The sequence below is a fragment of the Kitasatospora misakiensis genome, from assembly GCF_042656005.1.
In the GTDB taxonomy this organism is placed as follows: Bacteria; Actinomycetota; Actinomycetes; order Streptomycetales; family Streptomycetaceae; genus Kitasatospora; species Kitasatospora misakiensis.
Window position 1 is genome coordinate 143,585 of record NZ_JBHSOF010000004.1, and the last position, 16,838, is coordinate 160,422.

Below are 16,838 nucleotides of genomic sequence, written 5' to 3' on the forward strand. Positions count from 1 at the left end.
GTTCATTTACCGACGCGGGGTGGAGCAGCTCGGTAGCTCGCTGGGCTCATAACCCAGAGGTCGCAGGTTCAAATCCTGTCCCCGCTACTCAGTAGCACGAAGGCCCGGAGGACTCGTCCTCCGGGCCTTCGGCGTTTGTCCACACGGTCGGCCGGGAACGCTCCGGTACCATCGAACGTCGCCAAGGACGACGGAAACGGGGTTTGTGGGAGCCAACTGTCGGGAAATCGACAAAGCGCCGAAGCAATCTCGTCGCTTCGGGTCCGCCCCGCCGAAATCGGCCGGGGCAGGTGTACGCGGGTTGCGGGTGATGCGACGATGGGACACATGGGGGACGTTGCACGGCTGCTGACCGGCCGTCGGGTCGGTGCGGCCCCCGTGGAGCGCCCCCGGCCCAGGGCCGGAGGACGACGCCGCGACACTCTGGGGGAGCGGGAGTCGGCATGAGGCTGATCGGCAGGAACGGGACGGGAGCAAGGCCGGCTGCGACCACCGAGGCCGACACCGAGGCCTGGGCGGAGAGCCCCGAACGGCGGCCCGGCGCCCTGCCCGCCCAGCGCACCAGCGGTCTGGCCGAGCGCCGGCCCACGGGCGGCTACGGCCCGGACTCCCTGGTGCACGTCCCGGCCGGCGGCCTCGCCGCCGTGCTCGGCGGCGCCCACGGCGGAGCCGACGGCGCGCCAGGACCGGACGTGGAGGGCGACCCCGGCTTCGACGCGGCGAGCTTCGAGACCGCGCTCGCCGCCCGCGAGCAGGCCGCCCTGGAGGCCCGGCACCGGCGCGCCGCCGACGACGGCGACCCGGACGCGGCGGCCCGGCTGGGCACCCTGCTGCTGCGCCGCGGCGACCTGGCGGACGCCGAACCGTACCTGCGCGCCGCCGCCGCCGCGGGGCTGCGCGCGGCCGCCAACAACCTGGGGGTGCTGCTGCACCAGCGCGGCCACCGGGCCGAGGCCGCCCAGTGGTGGCGGCAGGCGGCGGTGGCCGGCAGCGCCCCGGCCGCGCACGCGCTCGGCCTGCAACTGCGCGACCAGGGCGAGGAGGAGGCGGCCGAGTACTGGCTGCACTTCGCCGCCGACCACGGCCACCCGCTGGGCGCGTACGCGCTGGGCGACCTCATGGAGCACCGCCGGGACGTGCGCGCCGAGCGCTGGTTCAAGGTGTCCGCGGACGCCGGGCACCGGGAGGCCGCCTACCGGCTGGCCCGGATGCGCGAGGCCGCGGGGGACAAGGAGACCGCCGAGGCCTGGTACCGGATCGCGGCCGCCCGCAGCCACGCCCGCGCCGCGCTGCGCCTGGGCGTGCTGCTGGAGGACCGCTCCGGAGGCGAGCCGCCGCTGCTGGACGAGGCCGCCCGCTGGTACCGGCAGTCGGCGCAGAACGGCGAGCCGCGGGCCGCCTGCGCGCTGGGCTACCTGCTGCGCGACTCCGGGGACCTCGCCGCCGCCGCCGAGTGGTGGCAGGAGGCCGCCGGGGCGGGCGACGGCAACGCCGCCAACGCGCTGGGCGCGCTGCACGCCTCGCGCGGCGAGGCCGCCGAGGCGGAGCGCTGGTACCGCAGCGCGCTGGAGGCCGGCGACCAGAACGGCGCGTTCAACCTGGGGCTGCTCTGCGCCGGGGCGGGCCGCGACCAGCAGGCCGAGCAGTGGTACCGGCGGGCCGCGTACGCCGGGCACCGGGAGGCGTGCAACGCGCTGGCCGTGGTGCTGCTGCAGCGCGGTGACGAGTCGGGCGCCGAGCCGTGGTTCTCCAAGGCGGCCGAGGCGGGCAGCGTGGACGGCGCGTTCAACCTGGGCGTGCTGCACGCCGGGCGCGGCGAGCAGCGGCAGGCGCAGGAGTGGTACGCGCGCGCCGCCGCGGAGGGGCACGGCGAGGCGGCGCTGCAGCTGGCCGTGGTGCAGGAGCAGCGGGGCAACGCGGCGGGCGCGCTGGAGCGCTACCGGCAGGCGGCGGCGGGCGGTTCGGCGGAGGGCGCGTTCCGGCTGGCGTCGGTGCTGGACCGGCGCGGGGACGCGGACGCGGAGGCCGAGCACTGGTACGCGGTGGCGGCGGACGCGGGGCACCGGCGGGCGCAGGTCCGGATGGGGGTGCGGGCGGCCGAGCGGGGGGCGCTGGAGATCGCGGAGAGCTGGTACCGGCGGGCGGCGGAGGCGGGCAGCCGCAGCGCGGCGTTCAACCTGGGGCTGCTGCTGGCCCGGCAGGACGTCGAGGCCGAGGCGGTGCTCTGGTACACCCGGGCGGCGGACGCCGGGCACGGGCGGGCGGCGCTGCGGCTGGCGCTGCTGGCGCTGCGCCGGGGGGAGCCGGTGCAGGCGGAGGGCTGGTGCCGGCGGGCCGCGGACTGCGGTCCGGCGGAGGTCGCCGAGCGGGCGGGGCGGCTGCTGGGCGCGCTGCACGCGGAGCTCAGCGCCTAGCGGTTCGGAGCCCAGCGGTCTCGGTGGTGCCGCTCAGGGTCGGTTCACGCACTCCGGACAGAGGCCGCGGTAGGTGATCTCGGCGCCGGAGACGGCGAAGCCGAACCGTTCGGCCTCGGGCAGCGCGGCGAGCGGGTCGCCCTGCGGGTGGACGTCGCGGATGGCGCCGCAGCCGGAGCAGATCAGGTGCTGGTGGGCGTGGTGGGCGTTGGGGTCGTACCGCTTGGCGCGGCCGTCGGTGGCGACCTCCAGCACCTCGCCGAGGCCGACGAGTTCGCCGAGCGTGTTGTAGACGGTGGCGCGGCTGATCTCGGGCAGGCGGTCCACCGCGCGGGCATGCACCTCGTCGGCGGTCAGGTGCACGTGCTCGCCGTCGAGGACCTCGGCCACGACCCGGCGCTGCGAGGTCAGCCGCCATCCACGTCCGCGAAGCCGTTCCAGCAGGTCACTCATGAACTCAGGGTAAATCACACTCCGAGTTTGGTTCCAGTGTTGACTTAGACAAAGTCCAAGTTAGGATCGGTTCGTCACGACCGGATCACGCGGAGGCCCCTCACATGACTACCCAGGACGAGCTGCGCCCCACCCTCACCACGGAGGCGGGTGCCCCCGTCGCCGACAACCAGAACACCGAGACCGCCGGTGTCGGCGGTCCGGCGCTGATCCAGGACCAGCAGCTGTTCGAGAAGCTCGCGCACTTCAACCGCGAGCGCATCCCGGAGCGCGTGGTGCACGCCCGCGGCGCCGCCGCCTACGGCACCTTCACGGTGACGGCCGACGTCACCCGCTGGACCAGGGCCGGATTCCTCTCCGAGGTCGGCAAGCAGACCGAGACCTTCCTGCGGTTCTCCACCGTGGCGGGCAACCTCGGCTCGGCGGACGCGGTGCGCGACCCGCGCGGCTTCGCGCTGAAGTTCTACACCGAGGAGGGCAACTACGACCTCGTCGGCAACAACACCCCGGTGTTCTTCATCAAGGACGCCACCAAGTTCCCGGACTTCATCCACACCCAGAAGCGGGACCCGTACACCGGCTCGCAGGAGGCGGACAACGTCTGGGACTTCTGGGGCCTGTCGCCCGAGTCCACCCACCAGGTGACCTGGCTGTTCGGCGACCGCGGCATCCCGGCGACCTACCGGCACCTCAACGGCTACGGCTCGCACACCTACCAGTGGCAGAACGAGGCCGGCGAGTACTTCTGGGTGAAGTACCACTTCAAGACCGACCAGGGGATCAAGAACCTCACCCAGGACGAGGCCAACAAGCTGGCCGGCGAGGACCCGGACAGCCACCAGCGCGACCTGCGCGAGTCCATCGAGCGCGGCGAGTTCCCGACCTGGACGGTGCAGGTCCAGATCATGCCGGCCGAGGACGCCGCGAACTACCGCTTCAACCCCTTCGACCTGACCAAGGTCTGGCCGCACGCGGACTACCCGCCGATCGAGATCGGCAAGCTGGAGCTGAACCGCAACCCCGACAACGTCTTCGCCGAGGTCGAGCAGTCGATCTTCTCCCCGGGCCACTTCGTGCCGGGCATCGGCCCGTCCCCGGACAAGATGCTGCAGGGCCGCCTGTTCGCCTACGCGGACGCCCACCGCTACCGCGTCGGCATCAACGCCGACCACCTGCCGGTCAACCGCCCGCACGCCACCGAGGCGCTCAACAACCACCGGGACGGCCACCTCTACGACGGCCGCCACGGCCGCCGCAAGAACTACGAGCCGAACACCTTCGGCGGCCCGGTGCAGACCGGCCGCCCGCTGTGGGCCGCGATCCCGGTCGCCGGCGCCACCGGCACCCACGAGGCGCCCGTGCACGCCGAGGACAACGACTTCGTCCAGGCGGGCAACCTCTACCGGCTGTTCTCCGAGGACGAGAAGCAGCGGCTGATCGCCAACCTGGGCGGCTTCATCGCCAAGGTCTCGGCCGACCGCGACGACATCGTCGAGCGGGCGATCGAGAACTTCCGCAAGGCCGACGCCGACTACGGCCGGCGTCTTGAGGCGGAGGTGCGGGAGCTGCGCAAGCAGAGCTGACGCACCTCGGTGCGGGGCCCGGTGAGGGGCCCCGACCAGCAGCGGGCCCCGAGTGCCGCCGGAGAACCGGCACTCGGGGCCCGCTGGTATTCGCCCGCTCGCCTCCGGGGCGCTTTTGTCCGGTGCCGACGGTCGGCGCTCCAACGCCGCTCCTTCGTCGCGTCGTCCTCGCTTCTCCCTTTCGGCACCGGCGCGCCCCTTCGGCTCGGGGCGGGAATTGCCCGCTCGGCCTCCGGGGCGGGGCTCAGACGCTCAGGCGGTCCAGGGCCTCCTGGTGGAGCAGGCCGTTGGAGGCGACCGCGTCGGCGCCGCCCGGGCCCGGGATGCCGTCCAGCCCGGTGAAGCGGCCGCCGGCCTCCTCGACGATGACGCAGTTCGCCGCCATGTCCCAGAGCGACAGCTCGGGCTCGGCGGCGATGTCCACCGCGCCCTCGGCGACCATCATGTAGGACCAGAAGTCGCCGTAGGCGCGGGTGCGCCAGCAGGCCCGGGTGAGGTCGAGGAACGGGTCCAGCCGGCCGCGCTCCTCCCAGCCGGAGAGCGAGGAGTAGGAGAACGAGGCGTCCTCGATCCGGGAGACGCCGGAGACCTGGATCCGGGAGGCCTTGGCCAGGCTGCGGCCGGCGAACGCGCCGAGGTCCTTGGCGGCCCACCAGCGGCGGTTCAGCGCGGGGGCGGAGACGATCCCGACGACGGGGCGCTCGACGCCGTCCGGGCCGTCCTCCAGCAGCGCGATCAGGGTGGCCCAGACCGGGACGCCGCGGATGTAGTTCTTGGTGCCGTCGATCGGGTCGATCACCCACCGGCGCGGGCCCGTGCCCTGGAGGCCGAACTCCTCGCCGAGCACCGCGTCGCGCGGGCGGGCCCGCTGCAGGACGCTGCGCACCAGCTCCTCGGCGGCCTTGTCGGCGTCGCTGACCGGCGTCAGGTCGGGCTTGGTCTCGACCCGCAGGTCGAGCGCGCGGAAACGCTCCAGGGTGACCGAGTCGGCCGAGTCGGCGAGGACGTGGGCGAGTCGGAGGTCGTCGTGGTAGTCGGCCATGCCCGAAACCCTAGCGCGGCCCCGCCCCGAGCCCCACGATTTGGACGGCCCCGGCAGAGCCTAGTGGGCGGAACCGCTGAGCTGGAGGCCGATCACACCGGCGATGACCAGGGAGATCGAGACCAGTTTGAGCACCGACGAGGTCTCGTCGAGGAAGAGCATCCCGTAGATCGCGGTGCCGGCGGCGCCGATGCCCGTCCACACCGCGTAGGCGGGGCCGACCGGGAGGGTCTTCAGGGAGATGGTCAGCAGGCCGAAGCTGCCGAGGGCGAAGACGCAGAAGCTGATGGTGGGCCAGAGCTTGGTGAAGCCCTCGCTGAGCTTCAGGTTGATCGCGAAGCCGGTCTCCAGCAGTCCGGCCAGGATCACCAGGGCCCATGCCATCGCGTGCTCTCCCTGTCGGTCGGCGGGACCGGTCGGCGGGCCGGACCGTGGTCCGGCCCGACCTTCCTATGATCACCACGCGCGGGCGCTCCGACACCTCGAACACGAAAACCGGGCCCGGCGCCGGCCGTCAGTCGCCCTCCCGGGCCTCCTTGCTGGCGAGCAGCCGGCGCAGCGAGTAGAGCCGGGCCTGGTCGGCGTGGCCGTCGGCGACCCAGGCGTCCAGCGCGCACTCCGGCTCGTCGTGGCTGCACGCGCGCGGGCACTCGGCGGTGCCGGGCTCCAGGTCGGGGAAGGCGAGGATGACCCGGGACGGGTCGATGTGCGAGAGGCCGAAGGACCGGAACCCGGGGGTGTCGATCACCCAGCCGGTGTCCAGCGCCTTCTTCGAGCCGGGCTTGGCCCCGGGCGGCGGCGGCAGCCGCAGCGCGAGCGCCGACACCGTGGTGTGCCGGCCGCGGCCGGTGACCGCGTTGACGTGGCCGGTGATCCGCTGCCGCTCCGGAACGAGGGCGTTGACCAGGGTGGTCTTGCCGACGCCGGAGTGGCCGATGAACACCGTGCGCAGCCCGCGCAGGTGCTCCCGGACGGCCTCCGCGCCGGCCGTCCCCAGCTCGTCGCGGCGGGTGACCACGTAGTCGATGCCGAGCGGCGCGTAGGACTCCAGCAGCGGCTCGGCCGGGGCCAGGTCGGCCTTGGTGAGCACGAGCAGCGGCACCATGCCCGCATCGTAGGCGGCGACCAGGCAGCGGTCGATCAGCCGGGGCCGGGGCTCCGGGTCGGCCAGCGCGGTGACGATGGCGAGCTGCTCGGCGTTGGCGACCACGATCCGCTCGTACGGGTCGTCGTCGTCCGCGGTGCGCCGCAGCACCGAGGTGCGCTCCTCCACCCGGACGATCCGGGCGAGGGTGTCGGCGTCCCCGGAGAGGTCGCCGACCAGCGAGACGGTGTCGCCGACGACGACGCCCTTGCGGCCCAGCTCGCGGGCCTTCATGGCGAGGACCTGGCGTTCCTGTTTGGTCCCCGGGTCGACCAGGCAGGTCAGCCGGCCGCGGTCGACGGTGAGCACCATCGCCTCGGCGGCGTCCTCGTGCTTGGGCCGGATCCGGGTCCGCGGCCGGGAGCCCCGGCGTGCGGGGCGGTTGCGGATGTCGTCCTCGTCGGCGTCCTTGCCGTAGCGGCGCATGTCCCCAGTCTCCCGCTCAGCCGCCCGCCACCGGTCCGGTGAGCAGCTCGTCCCACATGGCGGGGAAGTCCGGCAGGGTCTTGGCGGTGGTGGCCACGTTCTCCACCTGGACGCCGGGCACGGCGAGGCCGATCACCGCGGCGGCGGTGGCCAGCCGGTGGTCCTCGTAGGTGTGGAAGACGCCGCCGGTGAGCTTGCGCGGGCGGATCCGCAGGCCGTCCTCGGTCTCGCTGACGTCGCCGCCGAGGCCGTTGATCTCCTTGGCGAGCGCGGCGAGCCGGTCGGTCTCGTGCAGCCGCAGGTGGGCGATGCCGTAGAGGTGGGACTCGGAGTCGGCGAGGGCGGCGACGGCGGCGATCACCGGGGTGAGCTCGCCGACGTCGTGCAGGTCGGCCTCGATGCCGTGGATCCGGTCGCCGCCGGTGAAGCGCAGGCCCTCGTCGGTGAACTCGCAGCTGCCGCCCATCCGGGTGTAGAGCTCGCGCAGCTGGTCGCCGGGCTGGGTGGTGTGCCGGGGCCAGTCACGGACGGTGACCCGGCCGCCGGTGGCCAGGGCGGCGGCGAAGAACGGCGCGGCGTTGGAGAGGTCGGGCTCGACGACCAGGTCGCGGCCGAGCAGGGCGCCGGGGGTGACCCGCCAGACGTCCTTCTCGCCGCCGTCCTCGGGGGCGTCGACCTGGACGCCGGCGAGGCGCAGCATGTCGACGGTCATCCGGATGTGCGGCAGCGAGGGGACGGGGCCGCCGACGTGCCGGACCTCGACGCCGTTGTTGTAGCGGGCGCCGGAGAGCAGCAGGGCGGAGACGAACTGGGAGGAGGCGGAGGCGTCCAGCTGGACGGTGCCGCCGTCGAGGGCGCCGGCGCCGTGCACGGTGAGCGGGAAGGTGCCGCGGCCGCCGTCCTCGATCCGGGCGCCGAGCGCGCGCAGGGCGTCGATCACGCCGTGCTGGGGGCGCTCGTGGCTGCGCGGGTCGCCGTCGAAGTGGACCGGGCCGTCGGCGAGGACGGCGAGCGGGGGCAGGAAGCGCATGACGGTGCCGGCGTTGCCGACGTCGACCGAGGCGGGGCCGCGCAGCACGGGGGCGGGGATGACCCGCCAGGCCTCGCCGCCGCCGGTGCCGCCGGTGTCGTTGTTGACCTGTTCCTCGATGGTGACGCCGAGCGCGCGCAGGCCGTCGGCCATCAGCTGGGAGTCGCGGCTGCGCAGCGGGCGGCGCACCCAGCCGGGTCCGTCGGCGAGTGCCGCCAGCACCAGGGCCCGGTTGGTGACCGACTTGGAGCCGGGGATGGTGACGGTGGCGTCCACGGGGGTGGTCGCGACGGGGGCGGGCCACAGGGTCTCGGTCATGGCGCCAAGTCTAGGGGCCGGGGTGGAGGCCGCCTGTTCGCCTTCGATGTGGGGGGCCGGGACCCGGCGCTCGGCGGGGCTTCAGAGGGGGCGCAGCAGCCAGGTGGCGCCGAGGGCGAGGGCGGCGAGGGCGGTGACGAGGAAGAGCGCGATCCAGGCGAGGCCGGGGACGCCGGTGATCCGGGCGAGCTGGTCGGCGTCGGAGTCGTGGCCCTGGCCGGCCCGGCGCTGCCGCTGGAGTTCCAGGACCGGGCGGACGGCGCCGAAGAGCAGGAACCAGGCGCCGAGGTAGGCGAAGCCGGCCTGGACCTGCGCGGAGCCGAACCAGCTGACCAGGAAGAAGGCGCCGCCGGTGAGCAGCACGCTGAGGAAGCCGAAGGCGTTGCGGATCCGGACCAGCAGGGCGAGCAGCAGCGCGATGGCGAGCCAGAGCAGCAGGGTGATCCGGTCGGCGGCGAGCAGGGCGGCGCAGCCGAGGCCGAGCAGGGCGGGGGTGGTGTAGCCGGCGGCCAGGGTGAGGATCATGCCGGGGCCGGTGGGGCGGCCCCAGGAGAGGGTGAGGCCGGAGGTGTCGGAGTGCAGCCGGATGCCGGTGAGTCTGCGGTTGGTGGCGATGGCGGCGAGGCCGTGGCCGCCCTCGTGGGCGATGGTGACCGCGTTGCGGGCGATCCGTCAGAGCGGGCGGGCGAGGACGGTGAGCAGGGCGGCGGCGCCGGTGGCGAGGACGAGCCAGCCGGGCGGGTCGGGTTGGGTGCCGGTGACGGCGGTCCACAGCTCGTCGAGGGTCCTGGCGTCCATGGGTCTCCTCCGCCTCGGTTCGGCCGCTCTCCAGGGGTGGCAGCCTGCCATGGGGTGGGACGGCGGCGCGGAGCCGGGTGGTTCTCCATCGATGCGGCGGACGCTGCGACGGGCGGTGCGGCCGGGGCGGGGGCGGCGGCCGGGGGCCCGGGGGCGGGCGGGGCCGTGGCAAGCTGACGGTATGTGTGGTCGCTTCGCCGCGAGTAGCCGTCCCGAGGACATCGTCGAGCTGTTCGGCGTCGAGCAGTGGGATCCGGCCGAGACGCTCGCCCCGAGCTGGAACGTCGCGCCCACGGAGCGGGCCTTCGTGGTGCTGGACCGGGTGCCGAAGGGCGCGGCGGAGCCGGTGCGGCAGCTGCGGGTGCTGCGCTGGGGGCTGGTGCCGCAGTGGGCGCGGTCGCCGGAGACGGCGGTGAAGATGATCAACGCGCGGTCGGACACGGTGCACGAGAAGCCGGCGTACCGGCAGGCGTTCGCGTCGCGCCGGTGCATCCTGCCGGTGGACGGCTACTACGAGTGGCAGACGGTCCCGGCGGAGCGGGGCCGGCCGCGCAAGAAGCCGTTCTTCGTCTCCCGGGCGGACGGCCTGCCGCTGGCGCTGGCGGGGCTGTACGAGTTCTGGCGCAACCGGGCGGTGCCCTCGGAGCACCCGGAGGGCTGGCTGGTGACGTTCACCGTGGTGACGACGGAGGCGGAGGAGCTGCTGGCGCCGATCCACGAGCGGATGCCGCTGTTCCTGGACCCGGGGTCGTTCGACGACTGGCTGGATCCGGGGTCCTCCGAGCCGGAGGAGCTGCGGCGGCTGCTGATACCGCCGCCGCCGGGGGTGCTGCGGGCCACGCCGGTGTCGCCGGAGGTGGGCAGCATCCGCAACAACCACGCCGGGCTGACCGAGCCGTACGTCGAGGTCGAGGTCGAGACCACGCTGTTCTGAACCACCCCGTTCCGCTTCGTCGCCCCTGTGAGAGGACCGCAGCCGCCGTGACCGCGAAGACCGCGCCCGTGACCCGGGACCTGGTGCCCACGCCCGCCGGGGACGCCCGGATCACCCTGCACCCGGCGGCCGCGCCGCGGGCGGTGCTGGCGCTGGGGCACGGCGCCGGGGGCGGGATCGAGGCGCGGGACCTGGCGGCGCTGGCCGCCGGGCTGCCGGCCCGCGGGGTGTCGGTGGCGCTGGTGGAGCAGCCGTGGCGGGTGGCGGGGCGGAAGGTGGCGCCCGCGCCGCGGACCCTGGACACCGGGTGGACGCCGGTGGCCGAGCGGCTGGCGGCGCCGGGCCTGCCGCTGGTGGTGGGCGGGCGCAGCGCGGGCGCGCGGGTGGCCTGCCGGACGGGGGCGGCGACCGGGGCGGTGGGGGTGGTGGCGCTGGCGTTCCCGCTGCACCCGCCGGGGAAGCCGGAGCGCAGCCGGGCATCGGAGCTGCTGGGGTCGGGGCTGCCGACGCTGGTGGTGCAGGGGGCGACGGACCCGTTCGGGCGTCCGGCGGAGTTCCCGGAGCTGCCGGCCTCGCACGAGCTGGTGGCGCTGGAGTACGGGAACCACGGCTTCGAGGTGCCGAAGCGGGCGCCGGTGGGGCCGGAGGAGCTGCTGGAGCTGATCGTTTCGGCGGTCGGGGACTGGGTGCTGCGGCTGCTGTGAGGCGGGGCCGCGGGGCTTGCGGCGAGTGACCGCTCGCTCACCGGATGGCGCGGATTCGTTGTGGGAACCGGGAATGCGGGCGGGGCCGCCGTGGTTGGAATCCTCGTCAGCAGGAATCCCGGTGGAAGGCAGGGCAGATGGGTTCGATCGCGTGCCCCGAGCGGCCCGAGGAGCGCGAGGCCGCGTCGGCGTTCGCCCCCTCATGGTCGGACTGGCTTGTCGCGGGCGAGAAGCCCGTCGGCCCGATATCCTCGCTTTCGGGACGGCCCGCCGTGGGCCGTGTCCGTCATGCCGAGGAGGTGGGTCCGGTCGTCGGGACCGAGCACGAGGCCGAGCCGGGCCGGGGCCCGGAGGAGGGCCTGCCCACGGGCGAGGCGCTCACCGGTGAGGAGCTGGCCGAGGCGATCGGTGAGGACACCTACCGGGTGTCGGTGGAGGAGACCGAGGAGGCCCGGCGGGAGCGCTTCGAGCGCGACGCCCTGGGCTACCTGGATCCGATGTACTCGGCGGCGCTGCGGATGACCCGCAACCCGGCCGATGCGGAGGACCTCCTCCAGGAGGCGTTCGCGAAGGCGTACGCGTCCTTCCACCAGTTCCGTGAGGGCACCAACCTCAAGGCCTGGCTGTACCGCATCCTCACCAACACGTTCATCAACTCGTACCGCAAGAAGCAGCGGGAGCCCCAGCGCACCGCCGCCGAGGAGATCGAGGACTGGCAGCTGGCCCGGGCCGAGTCGCACATGTCGACCGGTCTGCGCTCGGCGGAGACCCAGGCCCTGGACCACCTGCCGGACAGCGATGTGAAGGACGCCCTCCAGGCCATTCCGGAGGAGTTCCGCATCGCCGTCTATCTCGCGGACGTCGAGGGCTTTGCGTACAAGGAGATCGCGGACATCATGGGTACTCCCATCGGTACGGTGATGTCCCGACTGCACCGCGGCCGCCGTCAGTTGCGCGGCATGCTGGAGGACTACGCCCGTGAGCGCGGGCTGGTCCCGGCCGGCAGCGGGGCAGGGCAGGAAGCGAAGGGCTCGGGCTCATGAGCTGCGGCGATCCGCACGACACCGAGTGTGGCGAGGTCCTCGACCACCTCTACGAATTCCTCGACAACGAGATGGCCGAGGGCGACTGCGCCAAGCTGCGCGTGCACTTCGAGGAGTGCTCGCCCTGCCTGAAGCAGTACGGGCTGGAGCAGGCGATCAAGGCGCTGATCAAGCGTTCCTGCGGCTGCGACGACACCCCGGCCGACCTGCGCGGCAAGGTGTTGGCCAGGATCGACTCGATCCGGGCCGGGCAGCGGTCGGGCGAGCCGGTGGTGGTCGCGGTCGAGACGACGCTTGAGGTGCACGGCGAGCCGGCCGCCGATCCGGGCCGCGCCGCGGAGGCACCGGCCAGTACCTGACGCCAGGGCTTAGCGGGCGGCGCCGGCGCGCGCCCGCGCACCGGACGGCGTACGCCGAGCGGCCCCGGGAGCACACGCTCCCGGGGCCGCTCCGTTGTCCGCGCCCCTTCCACCCGGATGCGCCATCACTCGTTCGAGTGAGTTGACGGTGTGCCAGCAGCGGCATTGCGCCATCATGCGTCCCCGCGCCGGAACGGCGCCCTATCCTCCTGACGGACGCTCACCGCCGCCCGTCCGCCGCCCCTTCGGCGTGCGACCGGCCGGCGGGCCAGGACGGCGCGGGCCAGGACGCGGGGAGGTCGAGATCGCTACCGACGGCGAAGACACGGACCTGCCGCGGGGCGCCGTGGGCTACCTGGTGGCCGTCCCGGTGGCGGCGCTCTGCTGTCTGCTGCCGCTCCTGCCACTGCTGCCCCTGCTGGCGGACCCGGCCCCGGCGACCGGGCCGCACTGGCTGGGCGCCCCGGTGGACTGGCCGAAGGTCGGGCTGCTGGCCTTCCTGCACGGCTGCTGGGAGTCGCTCGCCCAGGGCCTGCCCACCCCCTGTCTGCGACTGGTCCGGCGGCTGCTGCGCCGCCCGCCGCCGCCGGACGGGGCGCCGGCCCGGCCGGACGTCAACGCCTTCTTCCCGGTGCTGTTCGCCGGGGTGCTGATGCTGCCGCCGGCCGCCGCCGCGCTGGTCGCCGTCCCGGCCGCGCTGGTCGGCGCCGCCGATCCGAGCTGCCGGCGCCGGCAGGTGTGGAACGGCTCGCAGCTCGCGCTGTCGGCCTTCGCGGCCTCGGTGGTGTTCCACCTGCTGGCCGGTCCGCAGCTGCTGCTCGGCTCCCGCTTCCCCGCCGCGCTGCTGCCCGCCTGTGCCGCGCTCGGCGCGTTCTGCCTGGTCAACGGCGTCCTGGTGAGCGCCATGCGGGTGCTCGCGGAGGGCCCGCGGCGTACCGCCGCGCACCGCACCGGCGGACACCGCACCGGCGCGCACCGCACGGCCGGGCACCGCTCCGCCGGGCACCGCGGGGTGGCCGCCGCCCCCGGTCTGCCGGTGCTGGTGCACGCGACCGGCGGGCTGATGGTCGCCGTGCTGTGGCAGGGGCCGTACGGCGCGTTCGCGGCGCTGCTGGCCCTGCTGCCGCTGTCCATCTCGGCGTGGGTCTTCGCCCAGGGGCACCGGGAGCGCGACGCCCACCGGGCGACCGTCCGGGCGCTGGTCCAGGCGGTGGAGATCAAGGACGCCTACACCCGGGGCCACAGCGAACGGGTCGGCCGGGCCGCGGTGCTGATCGCCGGCCAGCTCGGCATGGAGGCCGAGCGGCTGCGCACCCTGCGGTACGCGGGCATCCTGCACGACGTCGGCAAGCTCGGCGTGGCCACCGAATTGCTGCGCAGAAACGGTCCCCTTACCGAGGCCGAGCGGCGGGCCGTCGAGGTGCACCCGGTGCACGGCTACGAGCTGGTGCGCGGGATCGCCTTCCTCGGCGAGGCGCACTCGGGGATCCTGCACCACCACGAGCGGATGGACGGCCGAGGCTACCCGAGCGGGCTGGCCGGCGAGCAGATCCCGGAGTTCGCCCGGATCATCTCGGTCGCGGACGCCTTCGACTCGATGACCTCCACCCGCTCCTACCGGCGCGGCCGGCCGGTCACCGAGGCGGTCGCCGAGCTGGAGCGCTGCTCGGGCAGCCAGTTCGACCCGGCGATGGTGCGGGCCCTGGTCGACGCGCTGGCTGTGCACGACTGGCAGCCGGTGCTGCCGCCGTCCCCCGACTGCATCCTGGCGGTGCCGGACATCCCGCTCGGCGTCCCCGAACCGGTCCGGGCGGCCCCGCGCGGGGTGCCCGCGCAGGGCGGCGGCGGTGTGCCGACGGCCGGGCCGTCGTGAGCGCGCGCCGGGGCGTGGGACGGGGTGCGGGCCGGGGCGGACGGCGGACGGCTCGCGCCGGGCGCGGTGGGGCGCCCGAGGGGTGCGCCGGGGTGGTGTGCGCGGTGCACGGCGCGGCGCTCGCGCTGCTGGCCGCGTCCTTCGGGGCGATCGCGGTGCGCGGGCTGTCCGAGGCCGGGGTGGCGCTGGCCTTCACCGCGCTGATCGCGCTCGGCGAGTGCGTCCGGATCACCCTTCCGGGCGATCGCGAGCAGGCGCCGATCGGGGCGGCGGGGGCGCTGGCGTACGCGCTGCTCGGGCCGCTGCGCGGGCTGCCGACCGCGCACGGCGTGCTCCAGGTGGTGGCGGTGACCGGCGCGGGCCTGCTGCTGGCGCTGCTGCCCGGGGTGCTGCTCGGGGTGCTGCGGTCGGCGGCCCGGCCGCGGCGCGGGGTCCGGTGGCGCGGCCGGGCGCCCTGGCACGAGCGGGCCCGCCGGGACGGCGCGGCGCGGCGGCTGCTGGGCGCGGCGTTCGCGGCCGCCGTCTTCCAGCCGCTCTACAACAGCGGGCTGGTGGACCGTTTCTCCGCCGACGGCCCGGCGTACGGGGCCTTCCTGACCGCGGTGGCCGCGCTGGCCGCGCTGTGCGACGCGGTGCTGGCGGCGGTGCTGCGGCGGGCCCGCAGCGGGCTGCGGTTCCCGGCGGCGCTGGAGGACGAGCTGCGCTCGCTGTTCGGGATCGGCTCGGCGATCGCGGCCACCGGCATGCTGGTCAGCCTGGCCGCCGGGGAGGTGGGGCTGTGGGCGCTGCCGCTGTTCTGCGCGCCGCTGCTGCTGGCGCAGGTGTCGTTCCGGCGGGCGGCGGCCGTGCGGGCCACCACCGGGCAGACCATCGCCAGCCTGGCCAAGGCCACCGAGGTGGCCGGCTACACGCCGCCCGGGCACGCCCGCCGGGTGGCCGACACGGCTTGCGCGGTCGGCCGGGAGCTGGGTCTCGGCACCCGGGAGCTGGCCCTGCTGGAGTACGCGGCGCTGATGCACGACGTCGGGCAGCTGTCGCTGGTGGAGCCGGTGCCGGGCGGGGCGACGGCGCTGCTGCCGGACGAGGAGCAGCAGCGGATCGCCCGGCTGGGCAGTGAGGTGATCCGGCGCACCGGGGTGCCCCGGCAGGTGGCCGAGCAGGTCGCCCGGCTGGCCGATCCGCACCCCGGTCCGGACGGCGGCGGGCGGGCGGTGCCGCTGGCGGCGCGGATCATCCGGGTGGCGAACGCGCACGACGACCTGCTGACGGCCGCCCGGGGGCGGGGGCTGGGGGAGGCGGTGGGCCGGCTGGAGGTGCTGGAGGCGCTGCGGCTGGGGCGCGGGCGGGTGTACGACGCCCGGGTGGTGGACGCGCTGGTCCGGGTGCGCGGCTGAGCGGTCCGGCGGGCGAGTGGCTGCCGCAGACGGGCGTGGGGCGGGCGCGCGGCGGGCGCAGGAGGGGCGCGGGGGGCGTGGGGCGGGTGGGGTGCGGGCGCGGCCGGGCGTGAGCCGGGGCCGGCCCGGAGCCGTCCGGGGTTGAGACGGCGGGGTGGGGCGGGCAGGCTGGGGTAGGGGCCGGTTGCGGGCAACCTCGGCGGTGGGGAGCGCGGGCGGCGGCCGTCGTGGTTGGATGCGGTCGTAGCGTGGAACACCGACCCGGGGCACCGGCCCGCGACGCGGGAGCGGACACCGGACTTGAGCGGACGACGACGGCAGGGACGAACGTGAGGATCTTCCACCGGGCACGGCACCGGCCGTCCGCCACCTGGCGGCAGACGACCGACCGGGCCTTCACGCTGATCGGCGACGGCCGCTACGAGGACGCCGGCGCGCTGCTGGTGATGGCGGCGGACCTGGAACCGTGGCTGTCGGACTCGTGGTTCAACCTGGCGCTGCTCCACAAGTTCCGCCGCGACTGGGAGCAGGCCCGGGCGGCCGGCCTGCGCGCGGTGGCGCTGCTGGACCGCGAGCAGGGCGCGCCGGACTGGTGGAACCTCGGCATCACCGCGACCGCTCTGCAGGACTGGCCGCTGGCCCGCCGGGCCTGGCAGGCGTACGGGCTGCGGCTGCCCGGCGGCCAGGGCACCCAGGGGGACGGACCGGTCAGCCTGGACCTGGGGACGACCCCGGTGCGGCTCTCCCCGGACGGCGAGTCCGAGGTGGTGTGGGGCCGCCGGCTGGACCCGGCCCGGATCGAGGTGCTGTCGATCCCGCTGCCGTCCTCCGGCAGGCGCTGGGGCGAGGTGGTGCTGCACGACGGCGCCCCGCACGGCGAGCGGGTCACCGACGGGGTGGCCTACCCGGTGTTCGACGAGATCGAGCTGTGGGCGCCGTCGCCGGTGCCGACCTACGTGGTGCTGCTCCAAGCGGCGACCGAGGCGGACCGGGACGCGCTGGAGCGGCTGGTCGCGGACGCGGGCTACGCGGCGGAGGACTGGACGTCCTCGGTGCGGCTGCTCTGCCGGGCCTGTTCGGAGAGCCGGATGGCCTCGGACGACGGCCACACCGCGCACCACGACCCGCACGACGACGGGGACGCCGCGCACCCGGGCCACCTGAGCCACCTCAGCCCGGGCATGGGCGGGATGTCCTGGCTGGCCGAGCGCGAGTGCGGGATCGCCGCGCCCGCGCACCTGGTCCGGACCCTGCTGGACCGCTGGGCGTCGGCCTCGCCGGGGACCCGGGCGTTCCGGGATCTCGAAGAGGTCTGCTGAGGCC

Annotated in this window: 14 protein-coding genes, 1 tRNA gene and 1 pseudogene; 10 read left to right on the top strand and 6 right to left on the bottom strand. The window is 75.1% G+C overall.

Annotated elements, in window-relative coordinates:
- Positions 1 to 13 precede the first annotated feature (13 nt).
- Both ACFP3U_RS05695 and ACFP3U_RS05700 read left to right on the top strand, forming a co-directional pair.
- Positions 14 to 87, top strand: a tRNA-Met gene (locus ACFP3U_RS05695).
- Between the two features lie 356 nt (positions 88 to 443).
- Complete coding sequence (locus ACFP3U_RS05700) at positions 444 to 2,414, top strand: tetratricopeptide repeat protein (protein WP_380224084.1); 1,971 nt, start codon at positions 444 to 446, stop codon at positions 2,412 to 2,414.
- A 33-nt stretch (positions 2,415 to 2,447) separates the two neighbouring features.
- Here the strand turns inward: ACFP3U_RS05700 and ACFP3U_RS05705 are convergent, their stop codons facing one another.
- Positions 2,448 to 2,867: a Fur family transcriptional regulator gene (locus ACFP3U_RS05705; protein ID WP_380224085.1), complete on the bottom strand. Its 420-nt coding sequence runs from the start codon at positions 2,865 to 2,867 to the stop codon at positions 2,448 to 2,450.
- Positions 2,868 to 2,971: 104 nt separating this feature from the next.
- Between ACFP3U_RS05705 and ACFP3U_RS05710 the strand changes: the two genes are divergently transcribed.
- On the top strand, positions 2,972 to 4,450 hold the full coding sequence (locus tag ACFP3U_RS05710; protein ID WP_380224087.1) for a catalase: 1,479 nt from the start codon (positions 2,972 to 2,974) through the stop codon (positions 4,448 to 4,450).
- Positions 4,451 to 4,694: 244 nt separating this feature from the next.
- Here ACFP3U_RS05710 and hisN read toward each other — a convergent pair whose 3' ends face one another.
- The 5 genes and pseudogenes from hisN to ACFP3U_RS05735 form a co-directional block, all read right to left on the bottom strand.
- Positions 4,695 to 5,492 (bottom strand): histidinol-phosphatase, encoded by a 798-nt coding sequence (gene hisN, locus ACFP3U_RS05715; protein ID WP_380224088.1) that lies wholly within the window; start codon positions 5,490 to 5,492, stop codon positions 4,695 to 4,697.
- Between the two features lie 60 nt (positions 5,493 to 5,552).
- A complete protein-coding gene (locus ACFP3U_RS05720) occupies positions 5,553 to 5,876 on the bottom strand; it encodes a DMT family transporter (RefSeq protein ID WP_380224089.1) in 324 nt (107 codons plus the stop codon).
- A 130-nt stretch (positions 5,877 to 6,006) separates the two neighbouring features.
- Positions 6,007 to 7,062, bottom strand: coding sequence for a ribosome small subunit-dependent GTPase A (rsgA, locus tag ACFP3U_RS05725; RefSeq protein ID WP_380224090.1), 1,056 nt, complete (start codon positions 7,060 to 7,062; stop codon positions 6,007 to 6,009).
- A gap of 16 nt (positions 7,063 to 7,078) precedes the next feature.
- Complete coding sequence (aroA, locus tag ACFP3U_RS05730) at positions 7,079 to 8,410, bottom strand: 3-phosphoshikimate 1-carboxyvinyltransferase (protein ID WP_380224092.1); 1,332 nt, start codon at positions 8,408 to 8,410, stop codon at positions 7,079 to 7,081.
- Between the two features lie 81 nt (positions 8,411 to 8,491).
- Positions 8,492 to 9,208: pseudogene (locus ACFP3U_RS05735) on the bottom strand (M50 family metallopeptidase).
- A 181-nt stretch (positions 9,209 to 9,389) separates the two neighbouring features.
- Between ACFP3U_RS05735 and ACFP3U_RS05740 the strand changes: the two are divergent.
- The 7 genes from ACFP3U_RS05740 (at position 9,390) to ACFP3U_RS05770 (ending at position 16,834) form a co-directional block, all read left to right on the top strand.
- The gene (locus tag ACFP3U_RS05740; protein ID WP_380224093.1) at positions 9,390 to 10,142 is read left to right on the top strand and encodes an SOS response-associated peptidase; all 753 of its coding nucleotides are present in this window, start codon (positions 9,390 to 9,392) and stop codon (positions 10,140 to 10,142) included.
- Between the two features lie 47 nt (positions 10,143 to 10,189).
- On the top strand, positions 10,190 to 10,846 hold the full coding sequence (locus tag ACFP3U_RS05745) for an alpha/beta hydrolase family protein (RefSeq protein WP_380224094.1): 657 nt from the start codon (positions 10,190 to 10,192) through the stop codon (positions 10,844 to 10,846).
- 299 nt (positions 10,847 to 11,145) lie between these two features.
- Complete coding sequence (locus ACFP3U_RS05750) at positions 11,146 to 11,889, top strand: sigma-70 family RNA polymerase sigma factor (protein ID WP_380224095.1); 744 nt, start codon at positions 11,146 to 11,148, stop codon at positions 11,887 to 11,889.
- Positions 11,886 to 12,248 (top strand): mycothiol system anti-sigma-R factor, encoded by a 363-nt coding sequence (gene rsrA / locus ACFP3U_RS05755; RefSeq protein WP_380224096.1) that lies wholly within the window; start codon positions 11,886 to 11,888, stop codon positions 12,246 to 12,248. Before ACFP3U_RS05750 ends, rsrA begins: the two co-directional genes overlap by 4 nt.
- A 346-nt stretch (positions 12,249 to 12,594) precedes the next feature.
- The gene (locus ACFP3U_RS05760; RefSeq protein WP_380224097.1) at positions 12,595 to 14,121 is read left to right on the top strand and encodes an HD-GYP domain-containing protein; all 1,527 of its coding nucleotides are present in this window, start codon (positions 12,595 to 12,597) and stop codon (positions 14,119 to 14,121) included.
- 92 nt (positions 14,122 to 14,213) lie between these two features.
- Positions 14,214 to 15,515 carry an HD-GYP domain-containing protein gene (locus ACFP3U_RS05765; RefSeq protein WP_380224098.1) on the top strand — a complete coding sequence of 434 codons (1,302 nt, stop codon included), beginning with the start codon at positions 14,214 to 14,216 and terminating at the stop codon, positions 15,513 to 15,515.
- Positions 15,516 to 15,844: 329 nt separating this feature from the next.
- A complete protein-coding gene (locus ACFP3U_RS05770; protein ID WP_380224099.1) occupies positions 15,845 to 16,834 on the top strand; it encodes a tetratricopeptide repeat protein in 990 nt (329 codons plus the stop codon).
- Positions 16,835 to 16,838: the final 4 nt, after the last annotated feature.